Annotated in this window: 15 protein-coding genes; 8 read left to right on the forward strand and 7 right to left on the reverse strand. The window is 45.9% G+C overall.

All coding sequences use genetic code 11. The features are described from left to right. Positions 1-360: 360 nt before the first annotated feature. Positions 361-621: a helix-turn-helix domain-containing protein gene (locus LZG71_RS27680; RefSeq protein WP_233825995.1), complete on the reverse strand. Its 261-nt coding sequence runs from the start codon at positions 619-621 to the stop codon at positions 361-363. A 598-nt stretch (positions 622-1,219) separates the two neighbouring features. Between LZG71_RS27680 and LZG71_RS27685 the strand changes: the two genes are divergently transcribed. From LZG71_RS27685 to LZG71_RS27695, 3 genes are read left to right on the forward strand one after another with little or no spacing between them, the layout of a single operon-like run. Further along, positions 1,220-2,575: a thioredoxin domain-containing protein gene (locus LZG71_RS27685; protein WP_233825997.1), complete on the forward strand. Its 1,356-nt coding sequence runs from the start codon at positions 1,220-1,222 to the stop codon at positions 2,573-2,575. A 30-nt stretch (positions 2,576-2,605) separates the two neighbouring features. Then, positions 2,606-5,800 (forward strand): SusC/RagA family TonB-linked outer membrane protein, encoded by a 3,195-nt coding sequence (locus LZG71_RS27690; protein ID WP_233825999.1) that lies wholly within the window; start codon positions 2,606-2,608, stop codon positions 5,798-5,800. Positions 5,801-5,812: 12 nt separating this feature from the next. Beyond that, positions 5,813-7,159 (forward strand): RagB/SusD family nutrient uptake outer membrane protein, encoded by a 1,347-nt coding sequence (locus LZG71_RS27695; RefSeq protein ID WP_233826001.1) that lies wholly within the window; start codon positions 5,813-5,815, stop codon positions 7,157-7,159. A gap of 54 nt (positions 7,160-7,213) precedes the next feature. On the opposite strand, the gene LZG71_RS27700 is transcribed toward LZG71_RS27695, so the two are convergent. From LZG71_RS27700 to LZG71_RS27720, 5 genes are all read right to left on the reverse strand, one after another. Next, positions 7,214-7,465, reverse strand: a complete 252-nt coding sequence (locus LZG71_RS27700; RefSeq protein ID WP_233826003.1) for a hypothetical protein — start codon at positions 7,463-7,465, stop codon at positions 7,214-7,216. Positions 7,466-7,596: 131 nt separating this feature from the next. Further along, a complete protein-coding gene (locus LZG71_RS27705) occupies positions 7,597-8,022 on the reverse strand; it encodes a MauE/DoxX family redox-associated membrane protein (protein ID WP_233826005.1) in 426 nt (141 codons plus the stop codon). A 179-nt stretch (positions 8,023-8,201) separates the two neighbouring features. After that, a complete protein-coding gene (locus LZG71_RS27710; RefSeq protein ID WP_233826007.1) occupies positions 8,202-8,762 on the reverse strand; it encodes a Crp/Fnr family transcriptional regulator in 561 nt (186 codons plus the stop codon). Between the two features lie 41 nt (positions 8,763-8,803). Continuing rightward, positions 8,804-9,985, reverse strand: a complete 1,182-nt coding sequence (locus LZG71_RS27715; RefSeq protein ID WP_233826009.1) for a hypothetical protein — start codon at positions 9,983-9,985, stop codon at positions 8,804-8,806. A 148-nt stretch (positions 9,986-10,133) separates the two neighbouring features. Then, positions 10,134-10,277, reverse strand: a complete 144-nt coding sequence (locus LZG71_RS27720) for a hypothetical protein (protein ID WP_233826011.1) — start codon at positions 10,275-10,277, stop codon at positions 10,134-10,136. A gap of 638 nt (positions 10,278-10,915) precedes the next feature. Between LZG71_RS27720 and LZG71_RS27725 the strand changes: the two genes are divergently transcribed. The 5 genes from LZG71_RS27725 (at position 10,916) to LZG71_RS27745 (ending at position 15,133) form a co-directional block, all read left to right on the forward strand. Beyond that, positions 10,916-11,290 (forward strand): T9SS type A sorting domain-containing protein, encoded by a 375-nt coding sequence (locus tag LZG71_RS27725; protein WP_233826013.1) that lies wholly within the window; start codon positions 10,916-10,918, stop codon positions 11,288-11,290. Positions 11,291-11,584: 294 nt separating this feature from the next. Then, a complete protein-coding gene (locus LZG71_RS27730) occupies positions 11,585-12,010 on the forward strand; it encodes a response regulator transcription factor (RefSeq protein WP_233826015.1) in 426 nt (141 codons plus the stop codon). 72 nt (positions 12,011-12,082) lie between these two features. Further along, positions 12,083-12,781: a hypothetical protein gene (locus tag LZG71_RS27735; RefSeq protein WP_233826017.1), complete on the forward strand. Its 699-nt coding sequence runs from the start codon at positions 12,083-12,085 to the stop codon at positions 12,779-12,781. A 441-nt stretch (positions 12,782-13,222) separates the two neighbouring features. Then, a complete protein-coding gene (locus tag LZG71_RS27740) occupies positions 13,223-14,011 on the forward strand; it encodes a PhzF family phenazine biosynthesis protein (protein ID WP_233826019.1) in 789 nt (262 codons plus the stop codon). Positions 14,012-14,500: 489 nt separating this feature from the next. After that, on the forward strand, positions 14,501-15,133 hold the full coding sequence (locus tag LZG71_RS27745; RefSeq protein WP_233826021.1) for a response regulator transcription factor: 633 nt from the start codon (positions 14,501-14,503) through the stop codon (positions 15,131-15,133). Here the strand turns inward: LZG71_RS27745 and LZG71_RS27750 are convergent. Next, the gene (locus tag LZG71_RS27750; RefSeq protein WP_233826023.1) at positions 15,124-18,243 is read right to left on the reverse strand and encodes an ATP-binding protein; all 3,120 of its coding nucleotides are present in this window, start codon (positions 18,241-18,243) and stop codon (positions 15,124-15,126) included. The two genes, LZG71_RS27745 and LZG71_RS27750, sit on opposite strands and share 10 nt — an antisense overlap. Positions 18,244-18,597 lie beyond the last annotated feature (354 nt).

An 18,597-nucleotide genomic window follows, 5' to 3' on the forward strand; every position in this document is an offset into this window, starting at 1 on the left:
GCTTTAAAATCGGGTTCGTAACTGCGACGTCCTTTGTTCGCTTTTTGACTCTCCATTTTTGCAAAATTTATGCAAAAAAGTGTGCCGCTTTTCTAGACCACCTCAGATATACCTCGAACAAGGCAAGCTGTAAAAAGAAAGGTGAAAATAACTAGAGTGAAAGTCTCAGATTTTAGCTTACTGATGTAACCGGATTTTTCGGCGATATCCTGAAGCACCAGAAATGATCCCAGCCATATGTTCAGCATTTTTAATTCCTATGTTACCTTCTCACAAATCCAGGCCAGGAATAAAATGTGTCACATTCTTAATTGTGTTGCATAAAGATTGATACCCAATAAAAGAAGTTTTAACACACCTTCATTTACCTACTTCTTTAAAAAAATCCTCAAAAGAAATATCCATAGCATTGAGAACTTTGTATAAACTGCTTAAACGAAGATCCTCACTCCCCTTCTCATATTTTCCATACTGAGATCTTGCAATGCTATTTTCAAAGGCAAAATTCTCATAGTTCGAGTATCCTCGCTCTTCGCGAAGCCTTTTTAAGGTTTTACCAATATTTTCCTTAAAAAGATCAAATTCAGGATCTGATTCCCGCTGTTTCTTTATTTGCACCATGCTCAAAATAAAGTAGAAACCTTCAAATTGGTTACCTTTATATAAGTACCATTAATTAGATCCATTTAAATAAATACGTTTGATTTGATATTTTAGATGAAATGTTTTATATTTGATCTCGACATTTATGTTGATTTACTGCGAATCTTCAAAAGATACTGAAGCTATTCGCTTAGAGTCTCGATGCTGAAACCTGAGAAATTTCCATGACTATGAGACAATAAGTGAAGGTAGCTCACGACCTAGGCGTGGGTTTACTCTCCTATTGTTAGTCAAGGCTTCTCAGGGCCGCAGCACCAGTAGTATGAGTTCCACGCCTTTAATATTACGGGCTCCACTCTACCAAAGACTCACAAGTAACAATTACTAAATGTTTCACGCTCTTCCACCAGAGCTCAATCATTGTTACGCGTATGAGTAATCGTCTTCTTTACAAGCTGATCATCCGTAAGCCTCAGTAGGGCTGGTTTTCTTTGTGTTTCCGGTTTTTTGTTGGTTCTGGATTCTTTCCGGGATCGCGGGACCGGTATGCGCTTTTTGCTCCCGCTTTTTTTAGGCCGTGAGCATTCTTTATATGTTTCACTCCAATCTTTTTGCAATGAACTCACGTTTTTGCTCACCGGGCAAGCTATTGCATTATATGTTTTATCTTTTACTGGCTTTTTCACTGATGATGTGCTGGCGGCCTGCCAGTGCGCAAAAGAGCGTTGCCCTTTCGGTTGGTGACACCGTGCCGGATGTGCTCATCCGTAATGTGTTGAATTATCATAGCCCGGTTGCCCGCATCTCTGATTTTAAAGGCAAACTGCTGATCCTGGATTTCTGGGCAACCTGGTGCAAACCCTGTGTGATGATGGTTCCGCGCATGGATTCTTTGGAAAAGCACTTTGACGGGCAGCTTCAATTTCTGCCTGTGACCTACCAGAGCAGACAAGAGGTGGCCGTGTTCCGGGATAAACTGGCCAAACGAACCGGCCATCGTATACAGGGACCGGAAGTTGTCTCCGACTCGGTTTTAAGCAAACTTTTTGTTCACAACGCTGTCCCCCATTATGTATGGATCAATGCCGACCGCAAAGTGGTGGCAATTACAGGTCTGGAGGAAATTACCCGGCCTAAACTGGCGGCCTATGTATCAGGCAAGTCCACTACCCTGTCGACCAAAACCGATGAGCTCAGACTGGGCTACTCTGCCATGGACGGGCCTTTGAGTGGCTTTCTGGCTCAGACAAAGCTCAGGCCCGACGGTTACCGCACTTTTTTCTCGCCGTATATCAAAGGGCTCAGAAGCCAGGCCATTCTTAAAGAAATATCCTCCGGCCAGGATCACTGGCGGATGACCCTTACCAATGTCACGCCTTTGTCCCTGTACAAATATGCTTATGGTGAGGGAAGGCGTTTTTTCTCGATGAACACCATCGAGCTGCAAACCAAGGACAGTCTTGATTTTTACAACAATTTCAGTGGCGCAAAGCTGCGTGAATGGATTCCGTCCGGTACCTACTGTTATGAAATGGTTGTCCCGGCTGCGATGGCACCCAAAGCATTTGGTATGATGCGTGATGATCTGTCGCGTCTGTTGCCCAGGTATTCGGCCAGAACAGAAAAACGACAAAGACAGGTGCTGGCTTTAATCAGGACTTCTGACCAGGACAGGATCGGATCGAAAACAGCGCAATTCAGTGAAAGCTTTGACAAGTTCACCTATCAGGTACGCCGCAAGTCCATGACCGATTTTGTTACGGGCCTCAACGGCATCTACATGAACGGCAGTAAACTTGTCATTGTCGATATGACCGGCTACAAGGGTTTTATTGACCTGGACCTGGATGTAAATTTTGCCCGGACCGATGATGTAAACAAGGGCCTGGCCCGGTATGATCTCAAACTCGTCGAGCGGACCGCCGACATTGATGTACTGGTTATCTGTGATACTTCGGCCGTTGCACAGTAAGCGCTCTTTCACTTCTATACTATATTTGTTATGAAAACAGCATTTATCCTATTTTTCGCCTGCTTTCTGGGGACGCTCCATGCGCAGTCTGTGGTTACAGGCAGGGTGGTTACAGACAGCACTGCGCTGCCCGGTGCGGTAATCAAGGTAAAAGGGTCTGGCACGGGTGTAACGGCAGACGAAAAAGGAAATTTCAGACTTGAATTCGATGGGCCGTCTGCCCACATCCAGGTGTCCTACATCGGGTTTGTTTCCACGGAAATGATCGTAATACCCGGCCGGGCGCTGACCATTACGCTTGATCCGGATGCAAACCAGCTGGGTGAAGTGGTCATCTCGACCGGTTACCAGCATATCCCAAGAGAGCGCTCAACCGGCTCGTTTTCCACGGTAGACAATGCGCTGCTGAGCCGTAGGGTCAGCCCCGACGTTCTGAGCCGTCTGGATGATACCATGCCGGGACTGATCACCAACAAGGGAAGAGGCGGCGCCCAGGGGCTTCTGATCCGGGGGCAAAGCACGATCAATTCGGCAAGCAGTCCTTTGATCATCATTGATAATTTCCCCTATGAAGGCGATATTTCAACGCTCAACCCCAATGATGTCGAAAGCGTCACGGTTCTCAAAGACGCAGCCGCTGCTTCGATCTGGGGATCGCGGGCGGGCAACGGTGTGATTGTAATCACAACCAAAAAGGGAGTGGCCGACCTTGGCCCGCAGATTTCATTTAATTCCAATGTGACTGTTTCTCAAAAGCCCGATATTTACTACCAGCCCCGCATCAGCTCATCGGATTACATCGACAATGAGCAGAGACTTTTCGAAAGCGGCCGCTACGCCTCAGCAGAAAGAAGCGCGTCCAAACTGCCCTTCACGCCGGTACTGGAGCTGCTGATGGCAGCGCGCGACAAATCCATCACCACTGAGCAGGCCCGGGCAGAGATCGACAAGCTCAGGGGCCTTGATGTCCGAAGCGACTATGATCGCTACCTCTACCGTCCTGCCATCAGCCAGCAGTACGCACTCTCAATCAAAGGGGGAAGCGGGAAAAACCGGTACTTTATCTCCACTGGATATGACAAAGGCCGGGCTTTTAGTACTGGAAACGACAACCAGCGGTTTACTCTCAACATCAATAACACCTTTTCGCTAAGCAGCAAACTGGAATTGTCCGCTGGTCTCTATTACGCACAGGCTACAAACAATTCAAACAGTCAGGGACCTGTGACCTATACCAATCCGCTGTCAGGGTTTACAGGGGCCGCCATTTACCCTTATGCACAGCTGGCAGATCAGACCGGGGCTCCCCTGCCGCTGATCAACCAGTACCGGTTATCCTATTTGCAGCAGGCCCGGCAGACGGGCGTACTGGACTGGGACTACCGGCCACTGCAGGAACTGCAGCTGGCAGACAACAAGTCAAGGCTGGCTGACTACCGGATCAACGCGACGCTAAACTATCAAATTGCTCCGGGCCTTTCTTTCAGTACGCTTTATCAGTATGGAAACGGTGCCAGTAGTGTGAGAAATCACTACAGCCAGCAGACTTACATGGCCAGAAACCTGATCAACCGCTTCACATCAATCGATGAAAACGGCGTGATGAGCCGCAATGTGCCACTGGGCGGCGTTCTTGACAGAACACAGGCCGGTTACAGCTCTCACAACGTCCGCGGGCAGCTGGATTTTAGCAAATCGTTCACAGATGCCCATCAGCTGACTGCAATTGCCGGAGTTGAGCTGCGCGACCTCGGCAAGAGCAGTGCCAGTTACAGAACCTACGGATATGATGACAATTTCGCTACTGGTAAAGCGGTCAACTACATCACCCCGTTTGTCAACTTTGTCAATCCGGCGTCCACCATCCGTATTCCCTATTCGGATATGCAGTCTGAGGAAACCGACAGGTATCTGTCCTACTATGCCAATGCCGGTTATACGCTTAAAAACCGCTACACGCTCTCGGCGAGCGCACGTCTGGACCAAAGCAATCTGTTTGGCGTGGATGCCAATGACAAAGGTGTACCGCTTTATTCAGCGGGCGCCAGCTACAATATCAGCAAGGAAGATTTCTACCGGCTGCTGTGGCTGCCGGTTCTCAAACTGCGTGGCACGTTCGGATACAGCGGTAACAGCAACAAAAATGTATCTGCCCTGACCACTGCATCCTTTGGCAGCCGGGGTGATCTCAATACGGGTGCAACCTATGCAACCATCCAGAATCCCCCCAATCCCGGCCTGCGGTGGGAAAAGGTGCGGACCATCAATGTCGGGGTAGACTTCCAGACCACAAACCGGACTATCTCGGGTTCTGTGGAATACTATCACAAAAAGGGCATGGACCTGATCGGCAGCATGCCTTATCCGGGCAGCTCAGGGGTCAAGCTTTTCACCGGCAACTATGCGGCCACCTCCTCTCGCGGTGTGGACCTGATACTTGACGCGCGCATGATCAATTCCGGACTTCAGTGGTCAGCCAATTTTATGCTAAGCCACGTTGCCGAAAAAGTAACGCGTTATGACATCAAATCCCTGGCTGCCTTCTACATCAACAGCGGTGACGGCATAAGCATATACCCTTTGCAGGGAAAGCCGCTCTACGCGGTGTACAGCATGCCATGGGCAGGCCTGGATCCTGCCAACGGAGATCCGCAGGGCTATTTGAACGGCGAGGTCAGCAAGGACTACGCAGCGATGCTCAACATGGGTGCAGACGACATGCTTTACCACGGCCCTGCCAGACCGGTACTTTACGGGGCATTGCGCAACACGATCAGCTGGAAATCTCTCTCACTTTCTGTGAACACAAATTACAGAATGGGCTATTATTATAGAACAAGGTCAGTCTCCTACGCAGAAATGAATGCGGGTCTGCTCACGCATGGCGATTTCAGCAGACGCTGGCAAAAGCCGGGAGATGAGCAGCTGACCAGTGTGCCTTCCATGCCTGCCAGTCCGAATGTGAACCGTGAAAGTTTTTACAGCCGGTCTTCTGCACTTGTCAAAAAAGCAGACCACATCCGCCTTCAGGACATCAATCTGAGCTACCGGCTCAGCAAATCATCACTGCCGGGACTGCCCTTTCATTCAGTCCATCTCTATCTGTATGCCAGTAACCTTGGCATTATATGGAAATCCTCTGAGGGGCATCTGGACCCGGACTACGCATATTCCGATTTCATTCCGCCCGCAAGTATGAGCTTGGGTATTAAACTGGATTTTTAATCAAACACCATCATGAAAACACAAATGGTAAACATGCTGCGCCTGATGCTGTTAATTAATCTGTTAACAGGATGCACAGGTGATTTTTTAGACAAAAAACCACAGAAATCCCTGCTGGTGCCCCAGGGTCTGACAGACCTGCAGGCGCTGCTGGACAACAGCATCAATCTGATGAACGTGACGCCCTCCCTGCCGATGGTCTCTGATGGTGATTTTATCATGTCAGAGCCTGTGCTTCAAAGTCAGTCGCAAATGACCCAAAGCAGTTATGTCTGGTCTGACCAGGTACAAAATGAGCTGGCCGACTGGGACATTCCCTACAAGCAGGTTTTCTATTGTAACATTGTTCTCGACGGGCTGGCAAACATGCAGCCTGACGCAGGCACTGAGTATAACAGCGTAAAAGCAGGCGCACTGTTCTTTCGGGCACTGGCCTTTTACAACCTTGCCCAGCAGTTCTGTGCACAGTATGATCCGGCCACAGCCAGCCAGCTGCCTGGTATTCCGCTAGGACTAAAAGCGGATATCAACCAGATCCTGCCACGAAGCAGCCTGGCTCAGACCTATGACCGTATTATTGAAGATTTGCTGAAAGCCGAGCCGCTGCTGGAAACCACACCGCTGTATCTGACGCGACCGTCCCGGCCCGCCGTGCAGGCGCTGCTAGCCAGGGTTTATCTGTCAATGGGCGATTATGCAAAGGCAGGAGCTTTTGCGCAGGCCTGCCTGGCGCTGAAAAATGATCTGCTGGATTACAGTACACTCAAACCGGCATCCGCCAGCCCGTTTCCGCTCCCACTGGTCAGTGGCAACCCGGAAGTGCTTTTTTATTCGAGAGTAAACACATTAGTTTTCGATAATACCGGGGCTACAGCAGACAGCTCGCTGCTTAAATCCTATCAGGACAACGATCTTAGAAAGCTGCTTTATTTCAACAGTGCTGCCAATTACAAGGGATCATATACAGGAACCATCTATCCCTTCTCAGGGCTGAGCACCAGTGAAGTGTACCTGATCAGCGCCGAGTGTCAGGCGAGAACTGGCCAGACGGCTGCCGCAATGAGCACACTGAACAAACTTCTTGAAAACAGATGGATAAAAAGTGAATTCAAGCAGCTGACCGCTTCTTCGGCTGATCAAGCCCTGTCTGTGATTTTATCAGAACGAAGAAAGGAAATGGTGGGAAGGGCTGTGCGCTGGCAGGATCTCAGACGGCTTAACCAGCAGCCCGCTTATGCACAGGAACTGGTCCGCATTGTAGGCGGTGTCACCTACAGACTTGCTGCGAACGGCAGAAGGTACTTATTCAAAATCCCGTTGGACCAGATCGTCGGCAGCGGAATTGAGCAGAATCCATAATGCTCAGAAACATGGTAAGAAAGAGGCCGCCCTGGTCGGGCGGCCTTCATATCCCTACTGCGCAGTAGATTTTCCGTAATCGATGACCGATACTGTGCTACCGACCTGCAAGCCGGTACATTCCCTGTTTGGGTTGTTATCACAGCTGATTTGCCGATCACCGATCGGCTGCCAGTCGGCAGGCTCTCCTTCTGGTGCAGCGTTAAAAACATTCGGATCAGTGGTCAGTGCATTGCCAGCCACTGCCAAACCGCCGCCCAGCATTAATGCGGCAGCAAAAAGGAAATCAATTCTTAACTTTTTCATAATTTTTAAAATTTAAACGGTTAAAAAATGAAAGTGTATTTGATTGCTTACTCGGTTTTCAGGTTTTCGGCACCGCCTGGCGCAGCAAGGGCAGCCGTCCCGGCTGAGCCTTGTGCGACTGTTAATTCGTTTCAGTCCGTACTGCTCGGGGCTTTTGAGCGCAGCAGCCAGATTCCGGTGATTGAGAGCAGAAGAAAAAACAGGTTAAATACAAAATGCACCTCAAAATCCATGGATTTGAGCACCCCCCCGCAGCTGCAGGGCACCCTGTCAAAAACATTCAGGAGCACAAGACCCATGTACCCGGTGAAGACCGCCATCAGTACCGCGGCACCAAAAAGGCCTGCAAGGCGGAATTTAGCGCTCGTGATCAGTAAGACAACTGCAAGCTCGGCTGCTGGGATCACCCACAAAAGCACCGGTACTGACCAGGATGGCAGCACCTGATTGCCCAGTTCGCTTTCAAACCTTTTCAGGTCGAGGAGCTTGGCGGCCGCGGTGTAGAACAGCAACAGAACCAGCGCTGCGCAAATCAGTCTGAGTAAATTGGTCTTCATACTAGCTCGTGTTTACAGAGTGGAAAGGGCTTGCCTTGAAAGCCTGTTTAGCCATGGCCACCGCCCGATAACCCGATAAAACTAGAATGAAAAAAGATTAGCCAACTTCCTGTTTTGTAAGCAGCTGTAAATTTATTCTGATATGAAGACCTGCTGTTTTGTTGCTTTTTATGCTGGTTTCAGTCAATATTTCTGCGGATTTCGCTGATTCTGCCCGGGGTTGTTTCCAGATAACTGGCAATGTCTTTGAGCAGCAGGCGTTCGGCGGGAAAATTCTCCTGAAACTCCGCGTAGCCCTGGGCGGTGGGTAGCGAGCAAAGAAAAGACCGCTGCTCTGAGTAGTTTCTGTCATTGAGAATGATCTTGCTTGAAAGCTTGGGAGCCTCCGCGAAAGTATGGTACAGATACAGTATGCTGCTATCAGAAAAGGTACTCAGCCTGCTGTCCTCCAGTAGCATAATCCGGTCTGCCGCCGTCTGGTGTCCCGGCCCGCTGGCCAGAAGCATAACCTGATCCTGTTTCCAGAACCGGGTAACATGTTCTTTTCCTTCCTGATCCTGATAATAGCCTTTGGCAAGGCCATCCTGAACATACCAGATCATAGGCGTGTGACCATTGCGGCGCAGAACATCACCCTTTTTGAACTGTTTGTGGATCAACGCTTTACTGAGCGCAGTCATAAATGGCTGACCCAGCGGATAAAAAGAAGCGAAGTGATTGGTAATTTCAAAGTTGTTCATACGCCCGATTTGTTTATTTTAATGGTTCTGGTTGTCGGCTGTCACCGCCGGTATTCTTTGATCCAGACAATGACAGATTCGAGCACTTTGATCAGAGCCTGCTTGTCCTTCTCTTCAAAACTGTATGACTTTGAGCGCATGCTGTCCCAGGAAATTTCTGTTCTGCGCGGCGTGGAAAGAAAGGGTACAATACACTCAAAAACTGTATTCATTGAGCGGGCCTTGACGATTCTAAGCGAATCAAGTGCTCTTAGAAAGAGCCCGATCTGATCCACCGAAAGAAGCACCATCAGCTTGAGCGGCTCATTTGGAGCGGATTTGTGCATCAGAGCATATTCATTGACGCTGGTCTGAACAGATTCTTTCAGATAACCAATCTCCTGGACAAACCAGTTGGAGATAAACTTTTTGATATCCGATTCTGTGGCGCTGAGTCTGATGCCAGGTCTTCGGTGCATTTGCCTGAAATGCTTGTAATCCATACGAAGCTGGTGTATTTTCTCTTTTGCAGCTTCAACCTTCTCAATTCGCTGCGCCACATGCCGGGTGTAATAGTCCATGAACCGGCGGCTGTTAAAATTCAGATAGATCAAAAGCTCCACAAGTGCATCGTCAATTCCGGCATGTCCCTGTGAGCACAGTATCTGTTCAAGCCCAAGCATCAGTTCCTGTTGGTATAAAATGGTCCGATAACTGGGCGCCGTCCTACCGGCTGAGTCTATACTTAGCGCTTCAAACAGTATCGCTGCAAGATCCGGATCTGCATTTTTTGATGTCAGCTGCTTTTGCAGCTCGCCGACACGGCTGTGATGCTGCCGGCTGAATGCATCAACATAACCGGCGGTTGCGCGCTGATCCAGATCCAGAAATTCTCCAAAGCGGCTTTGGATAAAATGGAGCAGTTCATATATGCTGGCCAGCAGCTGCCCCAGCGCCCGGGCTGCCAGTGTGTTGAGCGGATTGACCCCGTGGGTGGCATGGCAGGCCTGATCGAGCAGAGTCAAAAGCCTGCCATGGTGCTCTTTGACAAGGTGAGCGGCTTTTCGGCTTCCAAAACGCTGATTGTTCAAGTACGCAATGTAAGCCAGTTTCTTTTGCTCTATTCTTTCGGTCATATGTCCGTACTGCGCCGCACTGAGCGTACTAACCTCAGATTCACTGAAATCAAGGGCAATCGTTATCACAAAATCCAGCCATTGAAGGGTATGTTGCTTTTCTATCATGAGAACATTGAGTTTGAAACCAAAAATTTTCAAGTCCACAAGAGAAGGGATAGGTCCGGGGCGCAGGCTCGGTGGTGTAAACAGGCAAAGTCCGGATAAACAGCGCTTTGAAAGGCAGCCTTCCGGACTTTGCATAGTCAGGCAGGCTTTATTTTCTGCCAATCAGCGTACAGATCATGCCGCTGGTTGTGATCGGGTCCGGCTCGGATTTCGACGATCCTTTCTGCCAGATCCGGTCTTTAAAATGAATTAAAGGGACCTGCTTCAAAACGAGCTTCCGGTGCTTTTTCATGATTGTCTTTTGGTTTTGTGAAAAAATGAGAAAAGCCCAAAAGAAGTGTTGCCGGATTTAGCGTTAAAATTTATGTGATCACGGGCCTGATTCCCGGTTTTAAGGATACTGATGCTGGTTTGAATGGTACTTTTGCTGTTTGCACCAGGGGTGAATGGTAGTCGTGTCTGCTACTCTGAATTTTTATCCAGTTAAAGTGCTTTGTTACAACACTTTGCCCTGTTCGCTGCGGCAGTCAGGGTTCAGATGCTGGCTGATTTTCTTAAATCTGCGATCATTTAATCCGATATATATTTCATATCGGGTACCAAACCGAACTTCTGTAAGAAATCACTTAAAGCTCGGCTTTTTTCTTTTACTAAGTCTCTGTTTATCTGAAAGATAAGGGACACAATTTCATTTGTTCTTGTGGTTGGCTAACCACTTTCTGAAAATGTTAGTTTTTCGGGATATATCCAACCAATGATCTCACGTTTCTGATTTGTATCTGATCCATTGTAGACTATATCAATGTTTGAAAGTACGTCTACTGCCTTATCCAGTATTTTTCAGGGTTCACAGGACTGTTTAAACCGGTTGTCAAGTGCAGCACAGCACCGATGCCAGGACCTGGACTGCACTCGGTAAAGTGGCAGCCCATGCTGAAAGCATCAAGCCGTTTAGCTATTTCTACTCGCATAATACAACAGCGGGCGCAACAAACTATTACCACCCCTAAATGGCAGATTGTGGTGATGCCGGATTCGCGTTTCAGCACGATCCGCAGTGTGAAGTTTGAAAATGCTGCCAGCGTGAAGTCATATCCAAACCCAACACCGGATGTGCTCAAAATAGACGCGGAGAACCTGACCTCGCTCAAAATGTTCAATACCACCGGATGTATGGTGCATGCTGTTGGCAACAACCTACCACCGCAGGTAAGTGTAAAAGAGCTCCCTGCCGGCATGTACCTGGAACAGATCACCCACAGTAACGGACAGGCAAGTACACAAAAAATAATAGTTACCAGGTAAATGCACCAGAGGAAAGGGGCAGTGGGCATGGGTGTTGGGTCCTGTCTGGCCTCTACCCTTCCTCCCCTTTGCCCACTGTCCTATTCAAACTATGCACAACACATCAACATTCATAATTATTGACAGCCACCCAATCATCCTTAAGGGGCTGATTCCCTTTCTGACTGAAAGTTTCGCTCCTATTCAAATTAAAGGAAGGAAAAATATAACTGAATACCTTCGAAGTGAACCGGCAGTAAAGCCGGATCTGATCATTTTAGGGGGAACGACAAACTATACAGGAAAGCGGATTTGATGCACTTGTGTTTTTTTAAAAAGTTTTCCAGAAACACCAGTCATTATTTTGGGCCATCATTTCAAACCCGCCATGACATCCCCTACCTCAAAACGGGGCCAAGCGCCTACATTTCCAAGGATAGCACTTTGGAAGAGCTAACCCGGTGCATCAGCACTGTACGAAAGGGAAATCGCTATCTGCACCCCGACAACTGGGACGATTTCCTTGAATTGATAATCAACAACGACAAACCAAGACCAAAGCAAGGGTTGCTATCCCCTCGCCAACAGGAAATAGCAGAACTATTTAGCAAGGGAGTAAAAACCGGCCGTATCGCAAAACAGCTCGGATTACACAACTCCACGGTAAGCACCGTGAAAGCCACCATTTACAAAAAACCGGGAGTGAACAATACGAATGAACTTAAAAAAGTAATAGATTGAAGCTGTTTGTCAGCTTTCAGCCCGACAACAAGTGTCATTCATGGTGCTCTTTCACCTTTAAAACTAAATCTTATGGTATCAGGAATACTTGGTGTTTTTTCAGCTCTGTTTCTCTTTGCAAGAAAAGCAGTAAAAAATGAACCGATGAAAAATCGAATTGAGAATATGGCAGACAATCTTAACGGTTACCTTGCGCTATTCAAAGACAACAGACCATCCTTAATGACGATGGCTCTGGGTAGGTTTTTACAAAAAATTGCAGTGTATTCACTTGTGCTTGCCGGAATATGCATGGTTACACTACCTAACGAAGCTCATGCTACGTTGAGCTCTTTTTTTTCTGCAATTTTTGTAACCTGCATGACCTTGTATCTGGCAATACAATGGAACCAGAATCACAGAGCAACTATCAAAAATTCATATAAAGATGTCGCGCTAATTCTTCTTTTGCTTGCTCCCGGCATGGTCTATATCTTTGATCTGGTATTTAAAACAGGTTTTTCCAATATCATATTTGAAAAGTTCGGTTATACTCTTGGTATTAATGGATTATGGTCTATTCAGTTCTTCTGGGCTGTATTCACAATACTGCTTATGTACATTGGTTTTTGGGTGATTTCTGTTCCGGTTTTTCTCTTTCTCTATTCAATAATCTTTGTTTTTTCATTGCTGATCAAAACGTCTTACAAGCATGTAGATACAAATATTGCTGATGGACTTTCTGCGGTACTGGTAGTAATGATTACTGTAATGAAGCTGCTGGGGTGGTAAACTCCTGAAATCAAACTCACCTGACAAACCTGCTCAATGCGACAAACCCTTGCTAAAATATACCCACTATTGTAAACCATAAAAACCAAATAGCCCCAAGTTTAAACCACAACCAGGCCAAGGGCTGCCGTCTCCTCGCCAGCTGGTAATAGCAGAATTAATATTCCGGAGATCGAAAATTTTCAACATCGCAAAACAAACGGGACTACACACCTCAACAATAAGCACTGTGAAGGCCGCGCCATTTACAAAAAAACGGGAAGTGAATAGTAAGATGATTGAGCTTAGAAAAGTGATCGCATGAACACCCGCTTTTGGCAGTAATAACTGGCCACGCAAAGAAATTTCATAAAAAGGGTAGAGAAACAAACAGCCTGTTCACTTTGTGAATGGGTCATTTTTTTGATACCTTCAACATCCTTACCGTCCAATACCCCCCCAGTGAAACTACCTTTTTACCAGATTGACGCTTTTACCAACCGCCTGTTTACGGGAAATCCTGCTGTCGTAATTCCTCTGAATCATTGGCTGGCAGACGACACGCTGCTTTCCATCGCACAGCAGAGCAACCAGCCCATTACGGTATTTTACATCCAGACAGAAACCGGATTTGCCATCCGATGGTTTACTCCCACTTCGGAATCAACCCTTTGCGGGCACGGCACGCTTGCCGCTGCCTATGTTATTTACCGGTTTGCCAGAGATCAGGAGAATAAAATCCAATTTGAATCTAAAAGTGGCAACCTTACCGTGACGGTCAATGATGACTGGTTTACACTGGATTTTATTGCAAGCCAGTTCAGCAAGGCCGTCCCACCACCTGCACTTCTTGAGGGTTTTCGCGGCAACAAAATTCTTGAGGTCTACAAAGGTGGCTCGGATTATATGGTGGTGCTTGAAAGTGAAGATGATCTTATCAACCTGGACCTGGACATCATTGCACTTTCCAATATCCCTGGCCGGGGGATCATCGTTACCGCGCCGGGTAGCGACGTCGATTTCGTATCCCGCTTTTTTGCACCCCAATCCGGAATAGATGAAGACCCCGTTACCGGCTCCACGCATGCACTCCTCGCTCCGTACTGGGCTGAGAAATTACTTAAAAATACACTCACCGCCAGACAACTCTCCACACGTGGTGGTTATCTGGTTTGCAAAATTGTTGAGGGCCGGGTTCACATCAGCGGGCAGGCGAAGCTATATCATAAGGGTCAAATTGATGTTGGCTGATAAATATTAAGGATATTCCCCCTTTCCTTAAGAACTACCTCCCTTTAATTGGAGAATTCGGAGCCATTGACCACCTTAGTCCGTAAATCAAGATCATGTCATTTCGGATTGAATTGACCAGTATAAAGAAATGATTGATAGTTGTTTAACCCGTACTGAATAGTAATCTGTTGATGATCAATCTGCCACGGAATCTGGTGGTCACGCTATCTGAATTCTCCATACAGACGACTAAAAAGAAAAAAATGATCCGGATTAGTTGAAATATTTTCTTTTACTGATAGTATCATTACTGGCTTATGTTATATATATTGAGTAACATTTGGTAAAAGAGATCTGTACGCTGGTATAATTTAAATAACTAGGCATGTCTGCAAATGATATTATTAAAATCTGACAGACGAAAGTGTTATTCTTCGGCCTTTCAAGACCATGAATTTTAGGCAGTCCAGGTCGACTCTTTGACTGATTTAGCAATATATATTAACATTGAAAGTATTAATTATTGATGACCATAGCCTGATCCGAAGGGGATTAAAGGCAGATATCCTCGATATAGACGAGGATGCGAAGGTGTATTTAGCCGAGACATTTGAAGAGGGGATTTCTGTACTGGGATCAGAGCAGATTGATATCGTTATACTGGACATAGATATACCAGGAGGGAAAGGGGTGCAGATGATCGATTTAATCCGTGCGAAAAACAGAGCCATCCTCATTCTTGTACACTCTGGGTATGACGAAAAAGAATATGCACTTCCATTCCTGCAAGCCGGCGCCAATGGATTCCTTTCTAAAAAAGCCTCCAGCGAAGATTTCGCCAATGCAATACAAACACTTGTAACCAATTGTAAATATATTTCCCCAAGTGTTCAAAAGATTCTAGTTGATACATTAGGTTCGGGACACGTAAAACATGTGAGAAACCCGGTATTAAGTCTCTCTCCCCGGGAATTATTGGTAATGAAATTGTTAAGTGAAGGTAAATGGAATAAGGAGATTGCCTTGATCATGAATCTAAAGCCAAATACAGTCAGTACTTACAAAAAACGGCTTTTTGAAAAACTGGGTATTCAGGATGAGCATGAAATCCCCAAAATCATGGCGCTCTATCATAACTGAGTTTCAAAAAACAGATGAAATTCGGTCCTTTCGTTTTGCTTGACCAGAACTTCCACATTGATAAGGTCCGCAATCTGTTTTATTAAAAAAAAACCCAGACCGATGCCCTGATTATTTTCAAGATGCTTTCCATTATTGAACACTTCTATTAAGTCATTTGATAGTGGCTGTCCATTGTTTGCGATAACAAGGTGCACCTTTCCAGCTAAATGGTAAGCTTTAATATTTATTTCTCCTTTTTCGGTAAATTTTGAGGCATTGTCAATCAGGTTATGGACAATGATGGATAGCATCTGATAATCGCTAAACACGCTAATTGAAACCGGTATATGTCTGTTTACCGTATTTTTCTTTGAGTCTATGAAACTCCTAAAAACTAAAAGCTTCTCGTCAATAAGCCTGTCGAGGTTGACCTGCTCGAAAGTCATTGACTTACCATATAAATAGGCTTTTAAATAATCCAGTAGGCCTGTCAGCAAAGCCCCCATGCTTTGAGTCGATTCATTAATTGAATCTGCCAGCTCGCTGGCATCCTGAAATTCGCCTTTGCTAATAAGTTTAGGGACATATTTTGATGCCCGATTAATAAAATTCAAAGGCGAGTGGATATCATGAGAAATAGATGTCAACAGACGTGACATAATCAAGAGTTGCCTGGCCTGTTCATCCATAGAAGTTTCCAGCTCACTGGTCCGCAGCGCAACCTTGCTTTCCAATAGACGCTTCTCGTGTTTGATACGGTTTTCCCGCACCTTAAATAACAGCAGTGTACAAACAACAAAAGCCAGCAGAAAAGCGGCCCTGGACCACCAAGTTTGGTGCCACAATGGTGGAACAGTAATCGTGATGGATTTGATACTGTGATTTTTTGCCCCGAAGCCATTCAGTTTTTTAATAAGTAACGTGTAATTTCCCGCATTTAAACTTGAAAAATAAACGCTGAAATCCCTGCCATCAATGGCGACCCAGTCTGAATTGTTGAGCCTGGTTCCTTTTTCGATAAGTGCGTAGGACAAATGAAGGTTTTCACTGTTGCCATAGTATGGTGTTGAAAAAGACAGCTTGATACGTCGGGAGGATTCCGTCAACGCCAAGGTATCTGTTATTGACAACAGTTTTCCGTCGACAACGGTCCGGTCCAGGAATATACCGCCCCGGAGGCTATAAGTTGGAATGTCTTTGGGTTTAAACCAGATGAGGCCTTTCAGCGATGGCAGCGAGATAAGTCCGTCTTCAAGCTTCAAAGCACAGGGCTGGCAGCCACCGTTAAACTCGTTTATCAGAAATCCCTCGTTCTGATCATGATATTCATAATATAAATCTGCTATTTCCTTATTACTTTCCTTGCCTCGGAGTTGCTGTTCAGCAAAGGCAAGCAGATCATTTTTGTTAATCCTGAAGAGCCCTTTATTGGTAGTAACCCAAAAAAAGCCATTTTCATCCTCAATAATGCAATGAGATGCGGCCAAGTATTTTTTATCATCCAGCGGAAAGGTAACAAGCGTACCATTTTTAAGGAGCAAGATTCCCAGGTCTTGAGCGGTTATCCAAACCTGGTCAGGGCTAGCGACATAAATGCTTTTAATAAACATGTTGTTTGTTCCGCTGACAAGCCTGGCTTTTTTTTTCGACAAATCTACTTCATAAAGGCCATGCTCGGTGCCAACCAATAAAATCTGGCTAGTTTTGGTTTCTATGAACGATACATCGGGAAGGCCGGCCAGGAACGGTTCAGGAGTAGCGGCTTCGGCAGCCGCTACGGCCATGAACAGGCCCTTTTTTTTTAGACCGATCCAAACCACATTGTCACCGGCTGTGTAAATGGTTTTTATTTCATCCTTCAGATCCCATTTGTTTAGCTGCTTATGACCTGTCGGGTCATACCGGCTTAAATAGTGATAATTCTTTACCCATTTTGCTCCGGATCTATCAGTAAGTATACCGCGGTTGTCGGCACTATTTTCTTTAAACGGGCTGGGCAGTCGCTTTTGTGTTCGCATTCCCCCGTCCAGTGCACTCTTGAAAGCAATACCTTGAGGAACCAAAATACCATCTTTGCCATAAGTTGTTTGCGCATAGAAAACGTTTTCAGCCTCACTGCCTGTTGTGGTGACGGCGGCAAAAGGCTGTTTTTTAAGTAAAAACAAGCCTTGTGTTACACTCCCCATAAAAAGCGACTTATCCTGGTTATTGTAATACAAAGTTTTTATATTCCGGGAATCCAGGTCAAAATCTCTAAGCAGTAGTTTCGTACTTATTTGTTTTTTCTTACTTGCATCTAAGATGTACAGGTTTTTATTCAGGTACAGGAATGCCTGGTCATTTGCATTATTCCAGAATAACTTCATTCTTTTGCCACCATTAGAATGATCTTTGTCAAGAGTAATGTCACCCGTAAATTCATACTGGTTAGCACCTCCAGGGTCTATACCTGTGATGCTGCCGGTAGGATTATAGTGGTACAACTTGCCATTCATTAAGAAGTAATGCCAAATTGCAGTGGATTTAAGGTATGTGGTGTGATGCTTCTTCCATCCTTTGAAAAGGGTTATTTTAGTACTATCGCATACATAAAAGTTTCCTTCTCTGCCTCCAACTGGGATCATATAACGCTTAATGCTGGGTAGGTTTTGATCCTGGATAATTGGCAGGCCTCCTGTAATAAAGGACCCAACTATATGTTTTTGCCGGAACAAGAGTGATGAAGTACCCTTTTCCCGGGAATATTTTGGGTCATATACGGCTTTCCCGTTTTCGACCTTTATAAAGTCGCCTTGGTCAGTTGCAGCATATAGCCTCGAACCAGTATTAGTTTCCCCTTCCATTTGCCAGGAAGGGAAGATGGCGTAAAATCGGTTATCGCCAATCCCCAGGTTAAATTTGTTGTATGTTTCGAATTGTCGCCCATCAAATCTTACCAATCCACCCTCGGTCACAAGCCAAACGAAACCTGCCGCTCCGGCAGCAATACTCTTGACACTGTTTTGCGGAAGGCCGTTTACGTCTGTGTATCTAACGATGCTATACTTTTCTAGAAGTGCTGTTTGGGCACATACATAGTTGCTCCCTAACCACAAAAATGAACATGTAATAAGAAAAAAACGATTCATCAAATTTTTTGTAGCTCCGGTCATTAATTTCAGATCACTTGTGAAAGTGTGCCAATTTAATAACTGAATGCGTAACTCAACTATTTTAATAGACTAATTACCAAAAAATATTTCTTCTTCAATGTCAATTTTGCCACGTAGTTTGTTAGAAATTTTTCAACCTTCTATGTTTCTGTAATTTGAAGCCTGTTGTAAATTTGACTACGACATATATCTACAAAAAATACTACACTTTCTCTACAAGTCAATTGAAACGCTAGATTTACTTTTGATAACCGGAGAGACACGAATTAATTTCCATAAAATTCACGTGTTAGTTGGCGGGGATTAGTACTTATTCTATCGACTATTTAT

Origin of the sequence: Dyadobacter sp. CY312 (assembly GCF_021390535.1) — a bacterium.
In the GTDB taxonomy this organism is placed as follows: Bacteria; Bacteroidota; Bacteroidia; order Cytophagales; family Spirosomataceae; genus Dyadobacter.